Source organism: Veillonella faecalis (genome assembly GCF_024677885.1).
GTDB classification, from domain to species: domain Bacteria; phylum Bacillota; class Negativicutes; order Veillonellales; family Veillonellaceae; genus Veillonella; species Veillonella nakazawae.
In genome coordinates, this window is sequence record NZ_JALBWL010000002.1 from 185,835 (window position 1) to 205,045 (window position 19,211).

Below are 19,211 nucleotides of genomic sequence, written 5' to 3' on the forward strand. Positions count from 1 at the left end.
ACATAACATATGAAAGATTAGGGTAGGTATAGACCAACAAGCCTATGGCACATGCATTAGGTGTTGGCTATATCTACCTGTTTTTATTTATTTTAGGAGGTTATATGAAACGTATTATACGAAAATACGGACCGCCTATTTTTCATTGTATTAATGACTTTGGACAAGGATCTCTAGCGGCGCTTATACCGTTTTTTATTGCTAACTTTGGGCTTAATTACTATCAATCAGCATCTATCATTTTCTGTAACACCATCGTGGCTTCTATAGCCCAACCTATCTTGGGCTATGTGGCGGATCGGTGGCGCGTGCCTTGGTTCATTCCTGTAGGTTTTTCTATAACATTAGTCTCCATTAGTGCCATTGCACTGGCGACGAGCTATGAGATGATACTTGCTCTATCGCTCATTGCAGGCCTTGGGGCTGCATTGTTCCATCCTGAGGCGGCACTTCTTGTAAACCGTATGCAATCCAATGAGCTTGGTAATGCTATGGGGCGCTTTGCCGTAGGCGGTAGCGCTGGTTTTGCAATGGGGCCGCTCCTTGCTGGTGGTGTGTACGTCTTTGGCGCTCAGTTCCTTTGGGTGTTCACGGCCATTGCCTTAATTGGTGTGTTATTGTATGTGTATGCCTTTACAGGTTCTGCAGCTACCGATGTTATTGGTGAAAGTAAAAGCTCTGCTAAGTCCACTAATACTGGTGCCAACGATTGGGTAAGCTTTGGTAAGCTATTCTTTGTAATCGCTTCACGATCTATATTGTTCTCTGTACTATCTATCTTTATTCCTATTCTATACATTACCGTTATTAACGGCGAAGCCAGTGCCTCTAGTTTGGCGCTAACTATGTACTTTGCAATGGGAGCAGTCCTTACCTATATGGGCGGGGCTTTATCTGATAAATTAGGCTTCCTTAAAACGGTGCGCTTAGGCAATCTTATCTTCTTGCCATCCGTTTTAGTGTTTATATTTGTGCCTAATATCTGGGGCTTCTTCGGTGCTATGATACCGATGGCCTTTGGCGTATTCTCACAATACGGACCCATTACTGTACTAGGTCAAAAATACCTTGCTAAAAATGCAGGCTTTGCATCGGGGATTACACTAGGCCTTGGCATTACCTTAGGCGGCCTTGTAGCGCCATATGTAGGCCATCTAGCAGACATCTATGACGTGCAAACTGCTTTGATGACATTGATACCTGTAGGACTTATGGGGCTCCTAATGAGCCTATGGCTTAAAGAACCAAAATAGTACTGGCACAATAAATACTTTCACAGAGTCCGAACATTGTTGTATAATGTTAGTGAATTATTTAGACTTTCACATGGAGGATATAGATATGGCAACAAGTATGGTTATCGGCACTCAATGGGGTGACGAGGGTAAAGGTAAGATCGTTGACTGGATTGCGGAACGTGCGGACGTTGTAGTGCGCAGTCAAGGTGGTAATAACGCAGGTCATACTGTTGTAGTAGATGACAAAGCATTTGCGCTTCGCCTATTACCAAGTGGTATCTTGTATGATGATAAACAAAATATCGTTGGTACTGGTGTTGTTATCGACCCTAAAGTTTTGTTACAAGAAATTGAAGGTCTTGAAAAACAAGGTAAATCTGCAAAATCTCTTCAAATTTCTGACCGTGCGCATGTTATCATGCCATATCATATCGCGTTAGATAATGCAGAGGAAGCATCTAAAGGGGATGCTAAAATCGGTACTACTAAAAACGGTATCGGTCCTTGCTATGCTGATAAGATTAACCGTATCGGCATCCGTATCTGCGATTTGTATGACTTGGATACATTCAAACAAAAATTAGCATACAATGTAGAATTCAAAAACAAAATGCTTACAAAGGTTTATGATGCTGAACCTGTTAACTACGATGAAATCTTAGCTGACTACATCAAATATGCTGAAGCATTGAAACCATATGTAACAGATACTAATATCGCTGTTTTGAAAGCAGTGCAAGAGGATAAAAAGGTGTTGTTCGAAGGCGCGCAAGCAACTATGCTTGACCTTGATCATGGTACATATCCATTCGTAACATCCTCTCATCCAATCGCTGGTGGTGCTTCCACAGGTGCTGGTATTGGTCCAAACTACTTGAAAAATATCTTCGGTGTAGTAAAAGCATACGCAACACGCGTTGGTGCAGGTCCATTCCCTACAGAGCTTCTTGATGAAACTGGCGATAACCTTCGCAAACTTGGTCATGAGTTCGGTACTGTAACTGGTCGTCCTCGTCGTTGCGGTTGGTTAGATCTTATGGTTGTAAAATACGCAGCAGGTCTTAACAGCCTTGATTACCTTGCAATCACTCGTTTGGATATTCTTGATACATTCAAAGAATTGAAAATCTGCGTAGGTTATAAATTGAATGGTAAAGATGTAGAAGGCTTCCCAGCTAACTTGAAAGACCTTGAAGCATGCGAAGCAGTATACGAAACATTGCCAGGTTGGGAAACAGATATCTCTGGTATCCGTAAATACGAAGATCTTCCTGAAAATGCTCGCAAATATGTAGAACGTATTGCAGAAGTAACAGGCGTACCTTTGGGTATCGTATCCGTTGGCCCTAACCGCAGTCAAACTATTGATTTAGTAAACGTATTTTAAGCTATACTAATTTGATATAATAGGATTGCTCTAGAGTAGACTAGAATTCATCATTATAAATTCTATGTTTTTCCTACTATACAATCGACTTATAGAATTATACAGATAAGGCCCCTCTATGAGGGGTCTTTTGTATTGAAAGTCATTAGAACACAAAATCGGTATAGTTTATATCTAATCCTTTAGATTGCTAATATAGTGCGGTATATCGAAGTATGCTATAAGGTTATCGGAAAATGTGTATATCGAAAATTCTATAGAAGAATATTTTACACAACTTTTATATATGCAAAATTATGTATAACTAAATAAATCTATGAGATGAAAATTTATTTAAAATATTCACAATATACAAACTATAACGTGCTTAAATTAGTTTATAATGTGGTAAAAATTACTCATCTATATAAAAATGATATTCATAATAAATTATTAAGATACAAATATAAAGAAAAAAATAGATTTACATTAAGAAATAGTATATAATAGAGTCAATAAAGTAGATTGACATTTTTTGATACGGATTTGAGGAGTTAAAGATATGGTTGAAGTTTCTTACGAACGTTTAGCTACGATTTTTAAGGCATTAAGCGATGAAACAAGATTACACATCATCGATATGTTGTCTTGCAATGAATTATGTGCAGCTGATATTTTAGCTAGCTTCAATTTGTCCCAATCTACGTTGAGCTACCACATGAAAATCTTAATTGATGCAGGTGTAGTTAACTCTCAACGTAATGGCTTATGGACTCGTTATTCCATTAATGAAGCTACATTTAGCGATATTTTAGATATCATCCCTCAACTATATAAATCTAAGGATGAGTGTATTTGCGCGCAAATTAAATACTGCCGTATTTCTGAGCACGAAAAAGAAGCGTAACAATGAGACGATGGATTATGCATGTTGATATGGATGCATTTTTCGCGTCCATCGAACAATTGGATCATCCAGAATATAAAGGCCACCCCGTAATTGTGGGTGGTCTTTCTTCACGTGGCGTCGTTGCTACCTGCTCCTATGAGGCTCGCAAATTCGGTGTTCATTCGGCGATGCCTATTTCACGTGCTAAGAAACTCTGTCCCGATGGCGTCTATGTGTATCCGCGTATGGATCGTTACAAAGAGGTATCTCATCAGATTTTTTCTATTATGAAAGAATTTACGCCTCACATTGAGCCTCTATCTATCGACGAAGCCTTTCTCGAGGTTAGCGGTATGTCTACCATGTATAGTGGACCAAAAGCACTGGGCAGAGCCATTAAAGATCGAGTATTTGAGGAAACTGGTCTTATTATCTCTGCAGGGCTAGCACCGAATAAATTCCTTGCCAAATTGGCATCCGATTTAGATAAGCCCGACGGCCTCGTAGTCATACCTTATGGCCGTGAAAAAGAGATTTTAGCTCCATTACCGATTAAACGCATTTGGGGCGTAGGTCCTCGTACAGAAAAAATCTTGAAAACAGGGGGCTTTCACTTGATGCGTCATATTCAAGCGTTGCCTGATGAAAGCTGTTTAATTCCTCTCGTGGGCAACCAGGCGCGCCGCATATGGGAACTAGCAAATGGGATTGACGATAGACCGGTGGAAACAGATCGCAAAATACAATCTATTGGTGCGGAGGAGACATACGAAGAAGATTTAACGGATGGTAATGCTATTGAATTAGAGTTTAGATACTTTGCTAACCGCTTATCCAAACGATTGCGAAAACGTAATCTCTTAGGTCATACCGTATCCATTAAGGTTCGGTACGATGATTTCACTACCGTATCCCGCCAAAAGCGGTTAGACACGCCATCAGACCATGAGCATGTGTTTTTTGAAACGGCTCTGCTCTTGTGGAATAAACTGATGCAAGATAAGACCAGTAAAAAACCGAAAGGCACAAAGAAAGACATTGAAGTATTAGGAGCCACTACGAAGGTTAAATCTACAAATTTAAAATCTACTAATTCAAACTATAGTAGCTCAAACTATGGTGGTTCTAGTGAGATTGCCTTTATGGATCCCCCGGGCCCTATACGACTATTAGGCCTTACCGTAAGTGGTCTCGATGAAGAGGTGCCTATGCAAGATAGTCTTTTCGAATCACCTAAAAATGAGACTGAAAATAAACTGGCTGGTGTATTAGATTCATTAGAGTCTAAATTTGGTGAAACTGCCGTTATGAGTGGGGCTCTATGGCAGCGCTTTCACGGAGACAATGGAACGCGTAGAAAACGATCGGAACTAAAGTCCGCAGTAGATGCACAGTCTACTACTGAGGATGTAGAATCTACTAAAATGGATAAGGACCTTGACCTATATAAGAATGATGATGTAGGAGACATTAACGAAGACATATAACTCGATACAATAGACTCATAAAGTTTATATTGAATACTTTCGCTAATATATTTATTCATGTTACAATATGGATATAGTGTTTAAAAATTACCGCAAGAGAGGTATAGATATGAGTTTATTTCGTGTAGCCATTCATTATGGCATCAACAGCAATGGTTTCTTGTCCTATGACACAGAAACAAAAACAGTGTCCGTAGATTTACCTGAACAAGAGTGGGCTGATAAGGTTATCGCTTACTTGAACAATGAACATGCCATCGAGCATGCTACAGGTCTTGATACATATGAACGGTTGAATGTAAAACCATTAGAATCTTTGGATAACTTAAAATTAGCTTTAACACGCATGTGGGAAGCTATTGACGTACAAGTCGACTGGAGCCGTCCAGCATAATTAAAATGAAACCCCTTCGTAGCCATGTTGGTGCTATGAAGGGGTTCTCTTATTGTGGCTATCGTTTTTGTGAGAATACTACTATAATATGCTGCAACGTACTAGACAGTAAGGAATGAAATGTATGAAAAAGATAATGATACCCATTGGATTTCTTATAGCATTAATCATTGCTATAATGGTGAACTTTTTACACAGTTCTGCTGAACGCCCTACCTTTATGCGTGAAGTGTTACCAAAACAGGACGGATTTGCCTCCGTAGGTAATGGCACTACTGGTGGCGCTAATGCTACAGAGCAGAATGTATTTAAAGTGACGAATAAAAAAGAATTTGTAGCTGCTCTTAAGAATAGAAAAAATACGGACTCTAAGATTGTGCTGGTTTATGGCACCATAGATTTTGACACCGATGATACTGGCAAATCGCTGACGATGAAAGATTACATGGCCGATGGTTATGACTTTCAACAATATTTAGAAACTCATAAGCCACATAGCACAGCGCCTAAGAGTTTGAAAGATGAGCAGGAAGAAAAGCGCAAGGCGTCACAAAAGAATCAAAGTCAGTCTATTACCATTCATGTACCGGCTAATACAAGTATCATTGGCATGGATAATGCAAAATTAAAGGGTGTAGATTTGGTCCTCGATGCGGATAATATCATCATAAGAAATGTACAATTTGAATCGCCTTATGACTATTTTCCTGCTTGGGACCCTAAGGATGGTCCAGAGGGCAATTGGAATTCTCAGTATGATAGTCTTTCCATAAAAGGTGGTACGCACATTTGGATTGATCATTGTTCGTTCCAAGATGCTCCTGAAACGGTAGAAACATACTTTGGCCGTAAATACGAGCATAGGGATGGATCACTGGATATTACCAATCAAGCGGACTATATAACTATATCCTATTCAACATTTGAAAATCACAATAAAACCATGTTGATAGGCAACAGTGATTCAAACGTAGCAGATGAAGGAAAATTACATGTCACCTTGCATCATAACTATTTCCATAATGTAGTACAACGCGTACCTAGAGTACGATATGGACAGGTTCATATGTACAACAATTATTTTGTGTCAGATACTACCAATGGTGAATATGCGTATGCTTACTCCTTAGGCGTCGGCAAAAACTCTCAAATCTATGCTGAAAGCAATGTAGCGGACATAGTAGGTAAAGACTATACATCGTTTGTGAAAGTATTTGGAGGAAAACAACTTACAACTATTAATAATATGTTTAATGGAAAAATTGTTGATACATTTAATGATACGTTAACACCTGTAGATTGGAAACCTGAACTGTTCACGACAATAGATCCTTTGAATGAGGTAAAAGAAAAGGTCTTGCAGAATGCGGGGATATTTAAGAATACTAGATAAGCTAATCTCTTTGTATTAGTGTTATAGAAGCGGACATTACTGATTTGTCATATTATTACTTATTTTATTATTCTAAGAAAGAACTTCCTTAAATTAAAACGAAGCCCCTCCTTGCTATGTAACTCATAGTAAGGAGGGGCTTTTGTCGTGGTGAGTGTATTTAAATATCGCTAATCAAATTTCTTATTTGTTAGGTCTTGATACATAAGCTTAGCGATTTCATACTGAGGATCGCCGGCTTGCAATTGGTGGGATGGTAGTTTGAATACAGCTTCAGCTCTTTCCTCTTTCTTGATATCGATGCCTTTTACATCTTCGGACCGACTTATGGAAATGGTATGTGTTGTTGGATTTATGAAGTATGCATTTACATCGATGCTGAAAGCTTTGTTTTCGTCTTTTCTCATGATTACACGTAGAATCATAGCTGAAATAGCAGTGGTACCATCTTTTTCACCTAATAGCTGCTTAGATGTGTAATCCACATAATCTGCATAGACATAAATATCGCCAGGTTTAGCCTTGTCATAATCTTGTGTATAAGCCTCTACTAAACGCAAATCGAGTTGTCTGCCAAATGGTCTAGAGAACATTTCACTTTGTAATATGCGTGTTTCACTGACAGGTGGATAGGACGGTATGGGTGTTAAACCTTTTAGCATATCTGTGCGTGTTTCGTCTTTTCTTTTAGCCTGACGTTCTGCAGTGACCTTGTCTAAGCGTTTACGCTCTTTTAACATGGCCTTTTCTTGTTCTTCTTTAGTTTTGTAAGTTTTTACGGATACAACACGGTTACCAGACATAGTCACTGTTGAATAGACGGGCTTATCTTTGGTCGGTTTTCCCTTAGACATATTAAGCGTAGATTGTACTATAGCAGGTGTTGCGTTTTCGATAGATTTTTTTAGCTCTGGAATATTAGAATAATCCATCTCAACCACTGCAGCATCTGTACTTTCAGTTGGCTGTACTGGTGTAGCCCCATATGCAGATGATATAGCCAATATAGCTAATAGTGAACTGGTAATAATTGATCGTTTACATACTTTCATTACATATACCTCTTTTTTATAAGAACTCTCTAATACTATCAACAGCTGTATTATAGCATAGTTCTTGTGTAGATAGATTTAAAATACACAGATAGACTATAAATCTATAGAGGACTTTCGTATACCTATGTAGAATTACATTGTGTATTGGATGTATACAGAGAGCACATGTGGATAGGAGGCAATTATGAAACGTAGTAGTTTGGCATGGTATGTAGCGGTGGCTTGCCTTGGCGGCAGTCTTTGCGTAGGGTCTGTAGTGCAGGCGGATTCTCCGACGGCGGTGAAAGCAAATTCTGTAGTTCCTACAGCGGTTGTTACAGAGGTTCAATCAACCCAATCGACTAATAGTACGGCGCCTAAGAATGCGGTAGCTAATACGGTAGCTGCTAATAGTGAGCCTACAAAAGCTGCAGTAGCGCTAGATGAGCAGGTAGCACTGAAGCAAAAACAGCAGTATCAAGCCGAAACAGAAACAATGGGGCTCTTATGGATGCGCACCTCTGCAGAGTACAGAGCACTAGCGTATCAAGGGTACAATGTGGCGCTAAATCTTGTTAAGATGGCTGTTACTGATCCATCTCATCAAAGAAAACCTCTTGCTATCGTTCTTGATGCTGATGAAACAGTAGTGGATAATACTAAACTGATGGGTGAAAGCGTTGCTAGTGGTAATGGTCGCTTCGATGCTCCTTGGTGGCGCCAAGCGGTGCATCAAGGTAAATCACAAGCTATGCCAGGTGCTGTTGAGTTCCTAAATGAAGTACATAAACAAGGTGTTGAAATATTCTACGTTTCAAACCGATATGCACCTGTTAACTATGATGTAACAGTACAAAACTTCAAAGAACTAGGATTCCCATCGGTCGATAAAGAACATGTACTACTATTCGAAAAAGACTCTGATAAACAACCTCGTTTTGATGCCATTACTAAGAAGTACGGCATAATTTTGTTTATGGGTGATAATGCAGGTGACTTCCCAATTGGTACAAAAGGGAAGACCTTAGCTGAAAGAAATGCTATCATCGATGAACATAAAGAAGACTTTGGTACTACCTTTGTTGTATTCCCAAATCCTGCCTACGGATCCTGGGTTAGTGCATTAGCAAAAGGCTACCAAAACCTAAGCCCAGAAGAACAAAAACAAGTGAATAACCAATACCTACAACAATAAGGACGCCTTGCGTATACTTTATTAAAAACGATATAATAAAGTATACATGCGTCTATAGCTCAGTAGGATAGAGCAGCAGTTTCCTAAACTGCGTGTCACTGGTTCGATTCCGGTTAGGCGCACCAGTATAGAAAAGAAGGTATACGGCTTATAAAAGCCGTATACCTTCTTTTTTGCATTTTCTTGCAATTCTTATGAGCTAGAATTATAATATTAGAGTAATATTCATACTTTATTCATGTTAAATCATGAATGGTGCATAGAGGGTGCTATACGATTCAGGTTTCATTAGGTAACTTTGAATCTTTTTTTGAGTATATTGTTTGTGTTGTCTTAAAAAGGGGTAGAACACATGAAAAAAGAATTACTTTTAACGGCTATGATTACCGCCGGTATTACTACAACAGCCTTTGCTGCATCTAATTTAGATATTAGTGCTACAACTGCTGCGCCACTAAGCATGCAAAATTCTATTGCCTATGGTGGGGATAATAAAGTTGAGCAGGGTATGTTCTCCCCTGTAAAAAATATATTGCTTGGTGGCGATAAGAATACCGTTCGACCTTCCGCTAATGATACTATCACCTCTGGTACTAATAATACTGTATCTGGCCCAGGTAGTATCGTATCAGGTTGGTATAATACAAACTCTGCTACTCACAGCTTGGTAGTAGGTACTAGCAATACTATTGGTGGTACTAATAACATCGCAGGTGGCTTTAACCATGCTAATAATGACAATGCAATTAACTCTTTATTAATTGGTAACCGTAATAGCATTGATGGTCAGAATTCGGTGGCTTTGGGCATGAATAACACCATTAAGGGCAATAATGCTTTGGTAGGTGGTACTGGTGCCAAGGTTCAAGGTAATAATGCAATCGCCTTTGGTGATAGTGCGAAAGCAACATACAACGATGCGTATGCAATCGGTCGTAAAGCGGAAGCAACTGCTCTAAATACAGTTGCTATTGGTAATAATGCAAAGGCCAATAACATTATGGGCACAGCGATTGGCTATAATGCAAAAGCAAAAAATGATTACGCTACAGCAGTAGGTTATAGCTCCACAGGTTCTGGTAATCAGTCCTCTGCATTTGGTTTCAATTCGGAAGCAACTGCTATGAATACAACTGCAGTGGGATCTTATGCAAATGCTAGCGGTGCGTATTCTACCGCATTGGGCTTTAAAACTGCAGCTTCTAATGAGGATTCTGTAGCATTAGGTAACTATTCTACTAGTGCTGGTAAAAGTGCCTTTGCTGCTGGTACATTAGCTAACGCAGCAGAAAAGGACTCTTTAGCAATCGGTCATAGCGCAACTACAACAAAGGAAAATGGCATCGCTATCGGTACGAATGCGACTGTAGATGGCGTTGATTCTATTGCTATCGGTAAAGCAGCTAATATTGCTAAGGCAGGTAGTATTGTAATTGGTAGAAATACGACGGCTGATGAATTAGCCGTATCCATCGGTACTGACTCTGTAGCAACTGGCTGGGGTGGTACTGCAGTAGGTACTATTTCCAAAGCAACTGGTGCTCAATCCACTGCTATCGGTGATAATGCGCAAGCATCTGATACATACTCCACAGCACTTGGTGTGTCTTCCGTAGCTTCCGGCAGAGCGGCTAATGCGATTGGCCTTTCTAAAGCGACAGGCTTTGCATCCAATGCTATTGGCTTTGTAGCGGAGGCTTCTGGTAAAAGCGCTACTGCAATCGGAAATGCAGCTAAAGCTCTTAATGAAAACTCCATCGCTATCGGTACGAATGCGAAGGCTGCCACAGATAATAGCATTGCACTAGGTGCTAAGTCTGTTACTGCTACAGCTGTATCTACTAACTCTGGTGTTATCGGCGGCAGAACCTATAACTTTGCTGGTGGAAATGCGGTTGGTACATTGAGCATTGGTGATAGTGGTGCAGAACGTACGATTACAAATGTAGCGGCAGGCCGTGTATCTGCGACATCTACTGATGCAGTCAATGGCTCCCAATTACATGCCATTAAAGACGTGGTAGATAATCATGAAAACCGTATCACTACTATAGAAGGCGATATTAATACATTAAATAATCGTATTATTAATGGCGGTGCTAATAGCTTAAATGAAGCTAAATCCTACACTGATCAACAAGTATCTAGCGTAGCAGCGGCTTCTGCAGCACTCGCTGGCTTGCATCCATTAGATTTCGATAAACATGACAAATGGTCCTATTCCGTTGGCTTTGGTAACTATAAAAATGCTAATGCAGCGGCGTTAGGTGCGTTCTATCGCCCTAATAAAAACACAATGTTTAATGCTGCTACTACTGTTGGTAACGGTCGTAATTCTATTAGCTTAGGTGCTAATTTCAAATTTGGTAAAAGCTCTGAAGAGGTAACTACTGAAGATGCAGCACAACTTAAGAAAGATATGAAAGACCTATCTGAAAAATATAATGAGTTAGAACGAAAATATACTGAATTGGCAGCTAAATTAGAATCTAAATAATTAGAACCTAAATAAGAATCCAAATAGTGTGATCAATACTCCTACAAGACGTATCTTGTAGGGGTATTTTTTATCCTATGCTTTTATTATAAGTATTCCTTAATAATGATATAATTAAGATATATATTCAGTTACATATTCAGTTACATATTCAGTTACATATTTAGTTACATATTTAGTTACATAGTCAGTTAAACATTATATGTAAACAGCAGTATATGGGGGAGAGTGCATATGAGCTTTTACAATTGGATTCAAGAAAAACTATTTGATAATTTCGAAGAATGGCGCTTGAAGAGCCCTGGTTCTAATGGAAACGGTTTTAATATAGTCGGAATAGATAATACCTTAAAGGCTATGCATGATGGATTTTATATGTACATGGAGTTATACCCACCTCATGCCATCGATGGATGTACAGCCATGAAAGCACGTGTAGGTAAAACGCAGGATGCAGTAGATTTATTCTTAGATATAGATGGCAAGACTTATCGTATGGCTGATGTAAGTTATCCTGACGCAGTGAAGATGATGCGGGCTTTTATGAAAAAACGCAGAGTACCTGACTATAGTTTGTGTGTAGAAGCAGTGTATCTAGATATTGATCAGATGCGATCTACATTTACAGAATTAGCAACGTTGTTGCTAGGCGATGCAAAACAAGCTAAATCGTTTATGACCAAGGTAAAGTTGAGCTCCCTGGAAGAATTGGAAGATAGCTGGTGGAACCTCTATGAGGAACTACTCTCTAAAGGATATGCCGTAGAGTTAGACTGTAAATGTGAACTAGAGGATTTTATTTATTATGTACAGAAGTTAATACGTAATAAGTCTTTAGATACTAGAGAAAATCTAACTATTGATACAGCAACATTAGATGAAGATCAAGTTATTATGGACTGGTGTGCTAGTCTTAATTCTACGTGGGAAAACTATACGTTAGCAGGCATGGACACAGGAACCGATAGCTTTGTACTTATGGTGCTTTCAAATGAGGAATTCAAAATAGCCAAAGAACTAGCGAAAGAACTATTACATAGAATTGATGTAGCTGAACACTTGTGATGCAACAGAACATTTTAATGTTATAGAAGTAATTATACTATGGCATCATCTGTAAAAGGATGTAGTTCTAACTGTAAATAGTTTGTACCGTAAAATGTGATGAATAGGAGAGAGTCATATGAGTATTGTACGTTTACCAGAATATGAAGCAGAGTTTGAATCGGAAGAGTTTGAAATCTATGCATTGCCACGCAGCGATGCGAATGGGGCTAGTCCTTATTTAGATAAGTATCATAGACCACTGGTGGACACCGATGCTATCCTAGATACTCGAACTGGTATGCTTGACCGTAGCGAAGGCATTTTGACGTGGATTATTGAGGGCCTTGACGATAGATGGGGTTATTCTTTTGAGCCCCATGGAGTCTATAAATTGTTGGTTAAGAAAGCAAAGCCTTTAGAGGATTTGGGCTATATGCGTCCATCTTGGAATAATCGCTATTATGTGCTTGAGGTGTTAGAGGAACATGCTAAACATAGCGAATTAGAGGTGTTGTCGGCTTATTTGAAAACCCCTAAATACCTTCATACCGACAGGGGTGACTTCTTGTTAAATCGAGAGTATCAATATTACACAGCAAGAATTGATGATTATGCATTCACCCTTGATGTAGATGAGGGCTCTGATGAAAGCTGTACTGTAGCATTGGCTGCTTTCAATACAATCGATAATTTCAAAGCATTTGAACAACGAATTAGTACCTATATTAGTGAAAAATTACTAGACCTTGCTAATGATTGGCTCGACAATGATGACCAAGACCCGATTACATCAGACGTATTTGCTAAGCGTATTACGATGGGCGAATTGGCATTCCGTAACGATGGCACCATAGAGGTATATTATGACGATGATGATATCTTCTGGGGACACTGCATCATAGCCAATATTGATGCGGATGGGAACCCTGTTGATGCGGATATTGCAGGATAATCAATTAACGGAGCGTCCTGATGAGAAAATCGGAATTAATGACATTATGGAATGTTGAAAGCTGGTCTGAAGAACCGTATGGCGTTTACTTTGTATCTCGCAGATTGGGCATTAATCGTTTAGAGAATGAAGGACAAGCCTTTCAAAAACTTAATATTAGTTGTACCAATTATACTGAGGCTGAGGTGCTTTCACTACCAATGTGGAAACAATTATCTGTTGAATTAGATGAATTAGATCAACTAGCACAGGAACTCATACAACAGGAAATACCGCAAGAAGAGTCTATTGTACTAACCTTAACGGATATAATGCTGAATAAATCAGGTTGTTACGACGCATTTGCACTAGGTTATGATATAGGTGAATCCCCAGCAGGACATCTATATGTTTTAGTTTCTTTTGATGAAAACTTTACGGTTCAACAAGATGTGATTTATGAAACCTTATAGAGTTGTATTAAAGTGGGGATACTGGTGTTGTAGACTACCTAAAAATATAAGTGATATATAGGAGAGAGACCATGGAAGATATGTATAAATTAGTCAGAGATTTCTTCAGTCATGATATGGATTTAGATGATTTATTTGATTCTGAGGCTATTATTTGGATTGACTGGCGCGAGGATGACGAGGATGTGGTGAACTATTTCAATGATATGATGGATGAGCCTATCGATATTCAAACTGTTAGTAATGGCAAGCTCTATGGTGACGATATTGTGTTACAAAAGGGCGATAAAAAACTGCAAATTCCTTATAGTGAGGAGAAAGATCGGGATGTAACCATCAAATACTTTAACGACTTCGTTTAGCCTGATTATGAGGTGCGCTGGTTTGTTGAAAGCCTTGGAAACGATACACTTGGGTTTACCGTGCTTTCAGGGGCAGAATGGGCCCATTTAGAAGATGAATTTGGGGTAGATACAGTTCGTTACTATTTTGAGCCTATCAATCTTGAAAGTAATATGTTTAATCTTGATATGGACGAAGTATTTGCACTACTGGCATTACGAGAGTCCTAGAGGAGATTCATATGGCAATTGACGGTGTGAAAATCATAGATAGTGATGACGGTCATGATATTTATAATGCCATTGTTGAGCGGTACAAGGATGGCGTCAGTGTTGATACCATAATTTCTGAAATCTTAAGTGAAGAACAAAATTTTTGCATTGATGAGTTTTACACAGAGATTTATTGGACTGCTGTGGCTTATTCGTTGTGGAAGATAGGGCATCTAACAGATGACATTAAACAGAAAGCCTTAGATATAATCGCTCAGGGTCCTCATGAGTTTTGGCTAGAAATCGATGATAAGGCCCTTAAACAGCGTCAAAAGGTATTAGATAAGTTAGCCCTGCAGCTACAGAGCGAAAATCCGAAGCCTGTTAAGGTTCGTAAATCTAAAACGAAGAGAGAACCTCATTTTAAGATGGGGGACGTATTAGCTGTTAAGTTTGAAAACAAGTATGGTGCTATATTCGTCTCTGACGTGGATCAATCGCCGCGGAAAATCGAATATCATTTAGCCTGTACGCGGCTTTTACAAGAAGAAAAACCAACGATGGAGCAATTTTTAAATAGCAAAATCGCATGCCGGAAAGATAATACAAATTTTGGTATCGATACAGATTGTTGGTTTAATCATAAGGACTTAGGCTTGTTACTGGATAATTTGGAAATTATCGGGACAGTTGAACTATATCCGTGTAAATTATGGACACTAGCACCAAGAAGAACGCTTGAGGATATCTATGAGGAGATTACAGACGAGCCAAGAATAGGTAGACTTCGCCTTATAGATACCTATGAATTGGTGAAAGCGGTTATTGAGAAATAATCATTGGCCGAAGGCGTTTCTACATGGGCGTATATATAAAGGTATAACTATAATGGATACTATGACGAAACAATATATAGAAACGGTAAAAGTCAGTGATATACCGTGGCATCGGTTAACCACAACCTATGGCCGTGCTACAGACTTTCCTACAGAACTTGATGTGTTGTGGAACATGGAAAGCATGGAAACTGTTGATGCGGCTGGTGAGGCGTTAGCACAGAATATTGAGCATCAATCGACGTTGTGGCATGCTACACCATTTGCCATGATTTTCTTGCTCCGTATTTTTAAGAAAGCTCAGGAAGAGAGCGCTCATAATGAGGTGGCTCAGTATTTAGCAGAACAATTGGTTGAGTTGTTTGTTGTGATTGCTGAGTGCATTCGAGATGGTCTTATGCTAGAGCATGCAGATCCATTGCCGAACTTTGAAGATATGCTCAACGAAGAATACCTTTGGTCGGAAGAATATGATGAAGACGAAGATGTTCTTAGATATGAGGAAGAGGACGTATTCCCTGATGATTTATTCTTTAGCTTTTATTATTACTCCTTGCAAGCACTTTTGTTAGCTATTCCGCTATTAGATACATCTGATGAAGGAGAGGCTAAATTGCTAGGAATAATTTCTGCTAATAGGAGCGTGTAAGATGGGTTATTTAGATATATTGCGAAATGATGCCAAGTTAGCTGAAAATTTTGATACACTATTTGATTTTCGCTTGCTAGATGCGTTGGAGGAACGAGATACGGCTGAAGGTCGCTGCACGTTCTCTGTGCCCGGTATGGCATTTGCTGTAGATGGCGCTGGCGGTGAATATCATCTATTGGAGGACGGATCCATAGGGTATTGGAGTAGCGAGGGTGCCGCTGGCCGTTTAGCTGAAAGTATAGACGATTTATTTCACTTAATCGTTTTTAGTATTTGTTGGCATGATTACTGTGACTCAAGTAAGTATTCTGATGCGGCAGTACTTGAAGAATATGGTCAGAATAAGCAGTCTCAGATTATCTCTTATTCGCCAATGGAACTATGGGAACCCATTGTGAAAGCTTTACATATGCCAATAGACATGAAACTTTCACTTGTATTACAGAAATTCTATGATGCGGCGCATCGTGAACCTGTATATACCTGCTATTTCCATGAAGATGATGGAAGTATTACAGAATCGGAAAATTTATTTTTCTAATGGTTAGAAGAGTTTATGAAAGGATTTAATTATGGGACTAATTGCCAATTATAGCTGTTTAAGCGATGTAAATTTAAAAGAGCTTAAAGCCATGGGCTCAGAAGAAGAGGAAATTCTTGAGAGCGTTGAAGAGTGGAATGACGATGATGAATTATTGCTTGATATCGACAAGATGTGGGATGTACTTCACTTTGTGCTAACTGGCGTAGGAACGGACCATAAGGATGATAATAACCCTCTTAGTCAAGCTGTGCTTGGCATAACAGCTGTTGAAGAAATATCGGATTACTTAGCGTATACCGAACACGATAAGTTAGCAGATATCGTGGCGGCTCTAGAACAGTTTGACATGGAAGCAGCTCTCGAATCTTTTGATATGGCAGCCTGCAAAGAGGCAGAGCTTTACCCAAATATTTGGGATTATGAAGAGGAAGAGGAAGAAATCAAAGATGAACTTCTTCATGATTTCGAGCAGATGAAGGTGTTCTATAAAAAAGTGCTAGAAGCGAAGGGGCATGTGCTCGTATCAATTTGTTAGGCCCGTTATAATCTGTTGGTCATGGCTCTGGTTATAGATAAATTAATTATAGGACTGACGAAGATGAGGAATTGTAAATGGCAGTGTTAACGGAAAAGCAAATTAAATATGGCTTTGACTACTATCATAAGGATGAGACACAGCTAAAATCTGTGGTTGAGGTTTCTGAATATGATGGTGAAGACAAGCTGATGATTAATTGCACACAGTTAGATGAGTCTTATTCTGCTAAAGATAAGAAACGCATTTTACAGGAGTGGTGTGATTTTTTAGTTGAACATCCAGATAATTTTACAGAGCTCATGTTTTGTACAAGAATGCCACAGGAGTTATTTGATGCGGTGTGTGCCCAACAGAGACTCAAAAAATTACATATAAAATGGGGCGTTTATCCAGATATTTCAAAATTAGAGAACTTACAAGAACTAGAATATCTACACATTGGGTCCGGAAGAAGTGTATCGAGCTTAGAGCCTATTTCCAGATTAGTAAATTTAGTAGCGCTGTCGATTGAAAACTTTCAACAAATTGATGATTATACGCCATTAGCTAATCTAAAACATCTTGAAAGTCTCGCCTTAGAAGGTGATTTTGCATCGCCCAAAATTCTTAAGGTTCAATCATTAGGATTTTTACGCCATATGAAACAGTTGCGTTTTTTTAGCTTTTTAACGGCAAAGGTGATAGATAAAGACTACTCTCCCATTTTAGAACTCAATAATCTAGAACATCTTACGTTAAAATCTTGTAAAGAGGTTAAGCAGTTGTATCCTCAATTAATTAAACTACCAAAGTTGAAGTATGGCACTGTATTAGAACGACCAGAATTATATGAGAAATAAGGCTTGAGATATAAGTCATGAGCTATAACTTATAAGACATAAAAGGGAGTAATCATAATGGATAAAGCGCGTAAAAAGGAATTATTGAAAGGCTATAAAGCTAAAGAAAAACAGAATTTTCATGATAGCTTACCTATGGACGAAGAATTATTTTGGAATCTCTTTGATTATGTAGACGAGAAATTAGAAACAAATGACGGTTGCGATCATAGTCTGACTTTCACAAGAGAGTTTTTAGAAAAACAACAGGTAGATGTTGAAAGCGTACTAGACTGGATTATCAACGAAGGTGGCGGTTGTGATTGTGAGGTTCTCTACAATGTAGAGGAACGTTTTGAAGAGTACTGTTAATAGTATTTTTTATAGTTAATTCTATGTATTTGCAGGTGTTACCATAAAGGTATATAGTATAGACATGTGATGGATATAGTCACATGTCTATTTTTATAAGGAGGACGCTATGCAACACGTTCAAAACCGCAGTACTACGTCCGCGTTAGTACTCACAGCCGTATTGATTGCCCTCGCAACATTGTTTACCATGTACACGAAAATTCCAGTACCTGGCATTCGCGGCTATTTCAATGTTGGAGATGTCGTTATTATGACGTCAGCTCTATTATTAGGTCGAAAATATGGCGCCTATATTGGTGCTATCGGCCCAGCGTTAGCTGATCTATTCCTCGGCTACGCAATCTTTGTACCAATCACTCTCGTGGTGAAAGGCATTGAAGGCTATCTTGTCGGTACTGTCTATAACAATAAGACAACTATCTCTGCCTTAGTGGCAACCATTGTAGGTGGCATTATCATCGTAGCAGGCTACTTCATTGCCGAATACTTTGTATTTGATCCAGGCGTAGCCATTGCTAGTATTGTGACCAATACCATTCAAGCCATTATGAGCGTTATTATTAGTATGATTCTCTATGCGATTTTGCGTAAACGATTGGGGTAGGATTACTGATTCACAATTCATATACAAATTATGATATAATTTGTATATGAGGAGGTGCTTTTATGGGGTTATTACGTGAAAGTATCCGACCATCGTCGGATTTAAGAAATAAATATAATGAAATCTCTACCGTTTTAAAAACAGGGGATGAAGCTTGTATTATGACGGTAAATGGTCGTGGTGATACGGTATGTATGGGATATGAAACCTATAATAAATTGAAAGCACAGATAGAATTATTAGAGGCTATTGCCTTGGCAGAGGAAGATGAACGAAAAGGTAGAATGGGTCCTATTGAGGATACTTTTATCAGCATAGAACAGTTGTTAGCTGAGGCCGAATAGTT

General features: G+C 38.9%; 22 protein-coding genes and 1 tRNA gene. 22 read left to right on the forward strand and 1 reads right to left on the reverse strand.

Features of this window, described 5'->3' with window-relative positions:
• Nucleotides 1–104 precede the first annotated feature (104 nt).
• The 6 genes from MOQ65_RS04550 to MOQ65_RS04575 all read left to right on the forward strand — a co-directional run bounded on the left by MOQ65_RS04550 (nucleotide 105) and on the right by MOQ65_RS04575 (nucleotide 6,767).
• A complete protein-coding gene (locus MOQ65_RS04550) occupies nucleotides 105–1,253 on the forward strand; it encodes an MFS transporter (protein ID WP_257846808.1) in 1,149 nt (382 codons plus the stop codon).
• An 88-nt stretch (nucleotides 1,254–1,341) separates the two neighbouring features.
• Nucleotides 1,342–2,625, forward strand: coding sequence for an adenylosuccinate synthase (locus MOQ65_RS04555; protein WP_178885836.1), 1,284 nt, complete (start codon nucleotides 1,342–1,344; stop codon nucleotides 2,623–2,625).
• Nucleotides 2,626–3,166: 541 nt separating this feature from the next.
• Complete coding sequence (locus MOQ65_RS04560) at nucleotides 3,167–3,511, forward strand: ArsR/SmtB family transcription factor (RefSeq protein ID WP_257846809.1); 345 nt, start codon at nucleotides 3,167–3,169, stop codon at nucleotides 3,509–3,511.
• Nucleotides 3,512–3,513: 2 nt separating this feature from the next.
• Nucleotides 3,514–4,980 carry a DNA polymerase IV gene (gene dinB, locus MOQ65_RS04565; protein ID WP_257846810.1) on the forward strand — a complete coding sequence of 489 codons (1,467 nt, stop codon included), beginning with the start codon at nucleotides 3,514–3,516 and terminating at the stop codon, nucleotides 4,978–4,980.
• Between the two features lie 109 nt (nucleotides 4,981–5,089).
• Nucleotides 5,090–5,374, forward strand: a complete 285-nt coding sequence (locus MOQ65_RS04570) for a hypothetical protein (protein WP_105086046.1) — start codon at nucleotides 5,090–5,092, stop codon at nucleotides 5,372–5,374.
• A gap of 124 nt (nucleotides 5,375–5,498) precedes the next feature.
• Nucleotides 5,499–6,767 (forward strand): pectate lyase family protein, encoded by a 1,269-nt coding sequence (locus MOQ65_RS04575; protein ID WP_257846811.1) that lies wholly within the window; start codon nucleotides 5,499–5,501, stop codon nucleotides 6,765–6,767.
• 170 nt (nucleotides 6,768–6,937) lie between these two features.
• On the opposite strand, the gene MOQ65_RS04580 is transcribed toward MOQ65_RS04575, so the two are convergent.
• Entirely contained in the window at nucleotides 6,938–7,819 is an 882-nt protein-coding gene (locus MOQ65_RS04580) for a hypothetical protein (protein ID WP_257846812.1), read from the reverse strand.
• A gap of 187 nt (nucleotides 7,820–8,006) precedes the next feature.
• On the opposite strand from MOQ65_RS04580, the gene MOQ65_RS04585 reads away from it, so the two are divergent.
• The 16 genes from MOQ65_RS04585 (at nucleotide 8,007) to MOQ65_RS04660 (ending at nucleotide 19,209) form a co-directional block, all read left to right on the forward strand.
• Nucleotides 8,007–8,996 (forward strand): 5'-nucleotidase, lipoprotein e(P4) family, encoded by a 990-nt coding sequence (locus MOQ65_RS04585; RefSeq protein WP_257846813.1) that lies wholly within the window; start codon nucleotides 8,007–8,009, stop codon nucleotides 8,994–8,996.
• A gap of 48 nt (nucleotides 8,997–9,044) precedes the next feature.
• Nucleotides 9,045–9,121: transfer RNA gene (locus MOQ65_RS04590), tRNA-Arg, on the forward strand.
• A gap of 227 nt (nucleotides 9,122–9,348) precedes the next feature.
• A complete protein-coding gene (locus MOQ65_RS04595; RefSeq protein ID WP_257846814.1) occupies nucleotides 9,349–11,493 on the forward strand; it encodes a YadA-like family protein in 2,145 nt (714 codons plus the stop codon).
• 234 nt (nucleotides 11,494–11,727) lie between these two features.
• Nucleotides 11,728–12,558 (forward strand): DUF6630 family protein, encoded by an 831-nt coding sequence (locus MOQ65_RS04600; protein ID WP_257846815.1) that lies wholly within the window; start codon nucleotides 11,728–11,730, stop codon nucleotides 12,556–12,558.
• A 118-nt stretch (nucleotides 12,559–12,676) separates the two neighbouring features.
• The gene (locus tag MOQ65_RS04605; protein ID WP_257846816.1) at nucleotides 12,677–13,492 is read left to right on the forward strand and encodes a DUF2262 domain-containing protein; all 816 of its coding nucleotides are present in this window, start codon (nucleotides 12,677–12,679) and stop codon (nucleotides 13,490–13,492) included.
• Nucleotides 13,493–13,512: 20 nt separating this feature from the next.
• Nucleotides 13,513–13,944: a hypothetical protein gene (locus tag MOQ65_RS04610; protein ID WP_257846817.1), complete on the forward strand. Its 432-nt coding sequence runs from the start codon at nucleotides 13,513–13,515 to the stop codon at nucleotides 13,942–13,944.
• Nucleotides 13,945–14,015: 71 nt separating this feature from the next.
• The gene (locus tag MOQ65_RS04615; protein WP_257846818.1) at nucleotides 14,016–14,306 is read left to right on the forward strand and encodes a hypothetical protein; all 291 of its coding nucleotides are present in this window, start codon (nucleotides 14,016–14,018) and stop codon (nucleotides 14,304–14,306) included.
• Nucleotides 14,307–14,318: 12 nt separating this feature from the next.
• On the forward strand, nucleotides 14,319–14,516 hold the full coding sequence (locus tag MOQ65_RS04620) for a hypothetical protein (protein WP_257846819.1): 198 nt from the start codon (nucleotides 14,319–14,321) through the stop codon (nucleotides 14,514–14,516).
• Between the two features lie 11 nt (nucleotides 14,517–14,527).
• Complete coding sequence (locus MOQ65_RS04625; RefSeq protein ID WP_156719887.1) at nucleotides 14,528–15,334, forward strand: hypothetical protein; 807 nt, start codon at nucleotides 14,528–14,530, stop codon at nucleotides 15,332–15,334.
• Nucleotides 15,335–15,386: 52 nt separating this feature from the next.
• Nucleotides 15,387–15,983 carry a hypothetical protein gene (locus MOQ65_RS04630; protein WP_213467361.1) on the forward strand — a complete coding sequence of 199 codons (597 nt, stop codon included), beginning with the start codon at nucleotides 15,387–15,389 and terminating at the stop codon, nucleotides 15,981–15,983.
• A 1-nt stretch (nucleotide 15,984) separates the two neighbouring features.
• Nucleotides 15,985–16,527 (forward strand): hypothetical protein, encoded by a 543-nt coding sequence (locus MOQ65_RS04635; RefSeq protein WP_156719889.1) that lies wholly within the window; start codon nucleotides 15,985–15,987, stop codon nucleotides 16,525–16,527.
• Nucleotides 16,528–16,558: 31 nt separating this feature from the next.
• Complete coding sequence (locus MOQ65_RS04640) at nucleotides 16,559–17,065, forward strand: YfbM family protein (RefSeq protein WP_213467360.1); 507 nt, start codon at nucleotides 16,559–16,561, stop codon at nucleotides 17,063–17,065.
• Between the two features lie 77 nt (nucleotides 17,066–17,142).
• Entirely contained in the window at nucleotides 17,143–17,907 is a 765-nt protein-coding gene (locus MOQ65_RS04645) for a leucine-rich repeat domain-containing protein (protein ID WP_257846820.1), read from the forward strand.
• 57 nt (nucleotides 17,908–17,964) lie between these two features.
• Nucleotides 17,965–18,258 carry a DUF2695 domain-containing protein gene (locus tag MOQ65_RS04650; protein ID WP_257846821.1) on the forward strand — a complete coding sequence of 98 codons (294 nt, stop codon included), beginning with the start codon at nucleotides 17,965–17,967 and terminating at the stop codon, nucleotides 18,256–18,258.
• 109 nt (nucleotides 18,259–18,367) lie between these two features.
• On the forward strand, nucleotides 18,368–18,865 hold the full coding sequence (locus MOQ65_RS04655) for an ECF transporter S component (protein WP_257846822.1): 498 nt from the start codon (nucleotides 18,368–18,370) through the stop codon (nucleotides 18,863–18,865).
• Nucleotides 18,866–18,927: 62 nt separating this feature from the next.
• Entirely contained in the window at nucleotides 18,928–19,209 is a 282-nt protein-coding gene (locus MOQ65_RS04660) for a type II toxin-antitoxin system Phd/YefM family antitoxin (protein ID WP_105089900.1), read from the forward strand.
• The last annotated feature ends 2 nt before the right edge of the window (nucleotides 19,210–19,211 follow it).

Coding starts and splice junctions, on each gene's coding strand:
- MOQ65_RS04605 (WP_257846816.1), top strand. CDS start 12,677: ATGAGTATTGTACGTTTACCAGAATATGAAGCAGAGTTTGAATCGGAA.
- MOQ65_RS04655 (WP_257846822.1), top strand. CDS start 18,368: ATGCAACACGTTCAAAACCGCAGTACTACGTCCGCGTTAGTACTCACA.
- MOQ65_RS04645 (WP_257846820.1), top strand. CDS start 17,143: ATGGCAGTGTTAACGGAAAAGCAAATTAAATATGGCTTTGACTACTAT.
- MOQ65_RS04610 (WP_257846817.1), top strand. CDS start 13,513: ATGAGAAAATCGGAATTAATGACATTATGGAATGTTGAAAGCTGGTCT.
- MOQ65_RS04550 (WP_257846808.1), top strand. CDS start 105: ATGAAACGTATTATACGAAAATACGGACCGCCTATTTTTCATTGTATT.
- MOQ65_RS04650 (WP_257846821.1), top strand. CDS start 17,965: ATGGATAAAGCGCGTAAAAAGGAATTATTGAAAGGCTATAAAGCTAAA.
- MOQ65_RS04630 (WP_213467361.1), top strand. CDS start 15,387: ATGGATACTATGACGAAACAATATATAGAAACGGTAAAAGTCAGTGAT.
- MOQ65_RS04555 (WP_178885836.1), top strand. CDS start 1,342: ATGGCAACAAGTATGGTTATCGGCACTCAATGGGGTGACGAGGGTAAA.
- MOQ65_RS04615 (WP_257846818.1), top strand. CDS start 14,016: ATGGAAGATATGTATAAATTAGTCAGAGATTTCTTCAGTCATGATATG.
- MOQ65_RS04585 (WP_257846813.1), top strand. CDS start 8,007: ATGAAACGTAGTAGTTTGGCATGGTATGTAGCGGTGGCTTGCCTTGGC.
- MOQ65_RS04595 (WP_257846814.1), top strand. CDS start 9,349: ATGAAAAAAGAATTACTTTTAACGGCTATGATTACCGCCGGTATTACT.
- MOQ65_RS04625 (WP_156719887.1), top strand. CDS start 14,528: ATGGCAATTGACGGTGTGAAAATCATAGATAGTGATGACGGTCATGAT.
- MOQ65_RS04640 (WP_213467360.1), top strand. CDS start 16,559: ATGGGACTAATTGCCAATTATAGCTGTTTAAGCGATGTAAATTTAAAA.
- MOQ65_RS04580 (WP_257846812.1), bottom strand. CDS start 7,819: ATGAAAGTATGTAAACGATCAATTATTACCAGTTCACTATTAGCTATA.
- MOQ65_RS04660 (WP_105089900.1), top strand. CDS start 18,928: ATGGGGTTATTACGTGAAAGTATCCGACCATCGTCGGATTTAAGAAAT.
- dinB (WP_257846810.1), top strand. CDS start 3,514: ATGAGACGATGGATTATGCATGTTGATATGGATGCATTTTTCGCGTCC.
- MOQ65_RS04560 (WP_257846809.1), top strand. CDS start 3,167: ATGGTTGAAGTTTCTTACGAACGTTTAGCTACGATTTTTAAGGCATTA.
- MOQ65_RS04600 (WP_257846815.1), top strand. CDS start 11,728: ATGAGCTTTTACAATTGGATTCAAGAAAAACTATTTGATAATTTCGAA.
- MOQ65_RS04575 (WP_257846811.1), top strand. CDS start 5,499: ATGAAAAAGATAATGATACCCATTGGATTTCTTATAGCATTAATCATT.
- MOQ65_RS04635 (WP_156719889.1), top strand. CDS start 15,985: ATGGGTTATTTAGATATATTGCGAAATGATGCCAAGTTAGCTGAAAAT.
- MOQ65_RS04570 (WP_105086046.1), top strand. CDS start 5,090: ATGAGTTTATTTCGTGTAGCCATTCATTATGGCATCAACAGCAATGGT.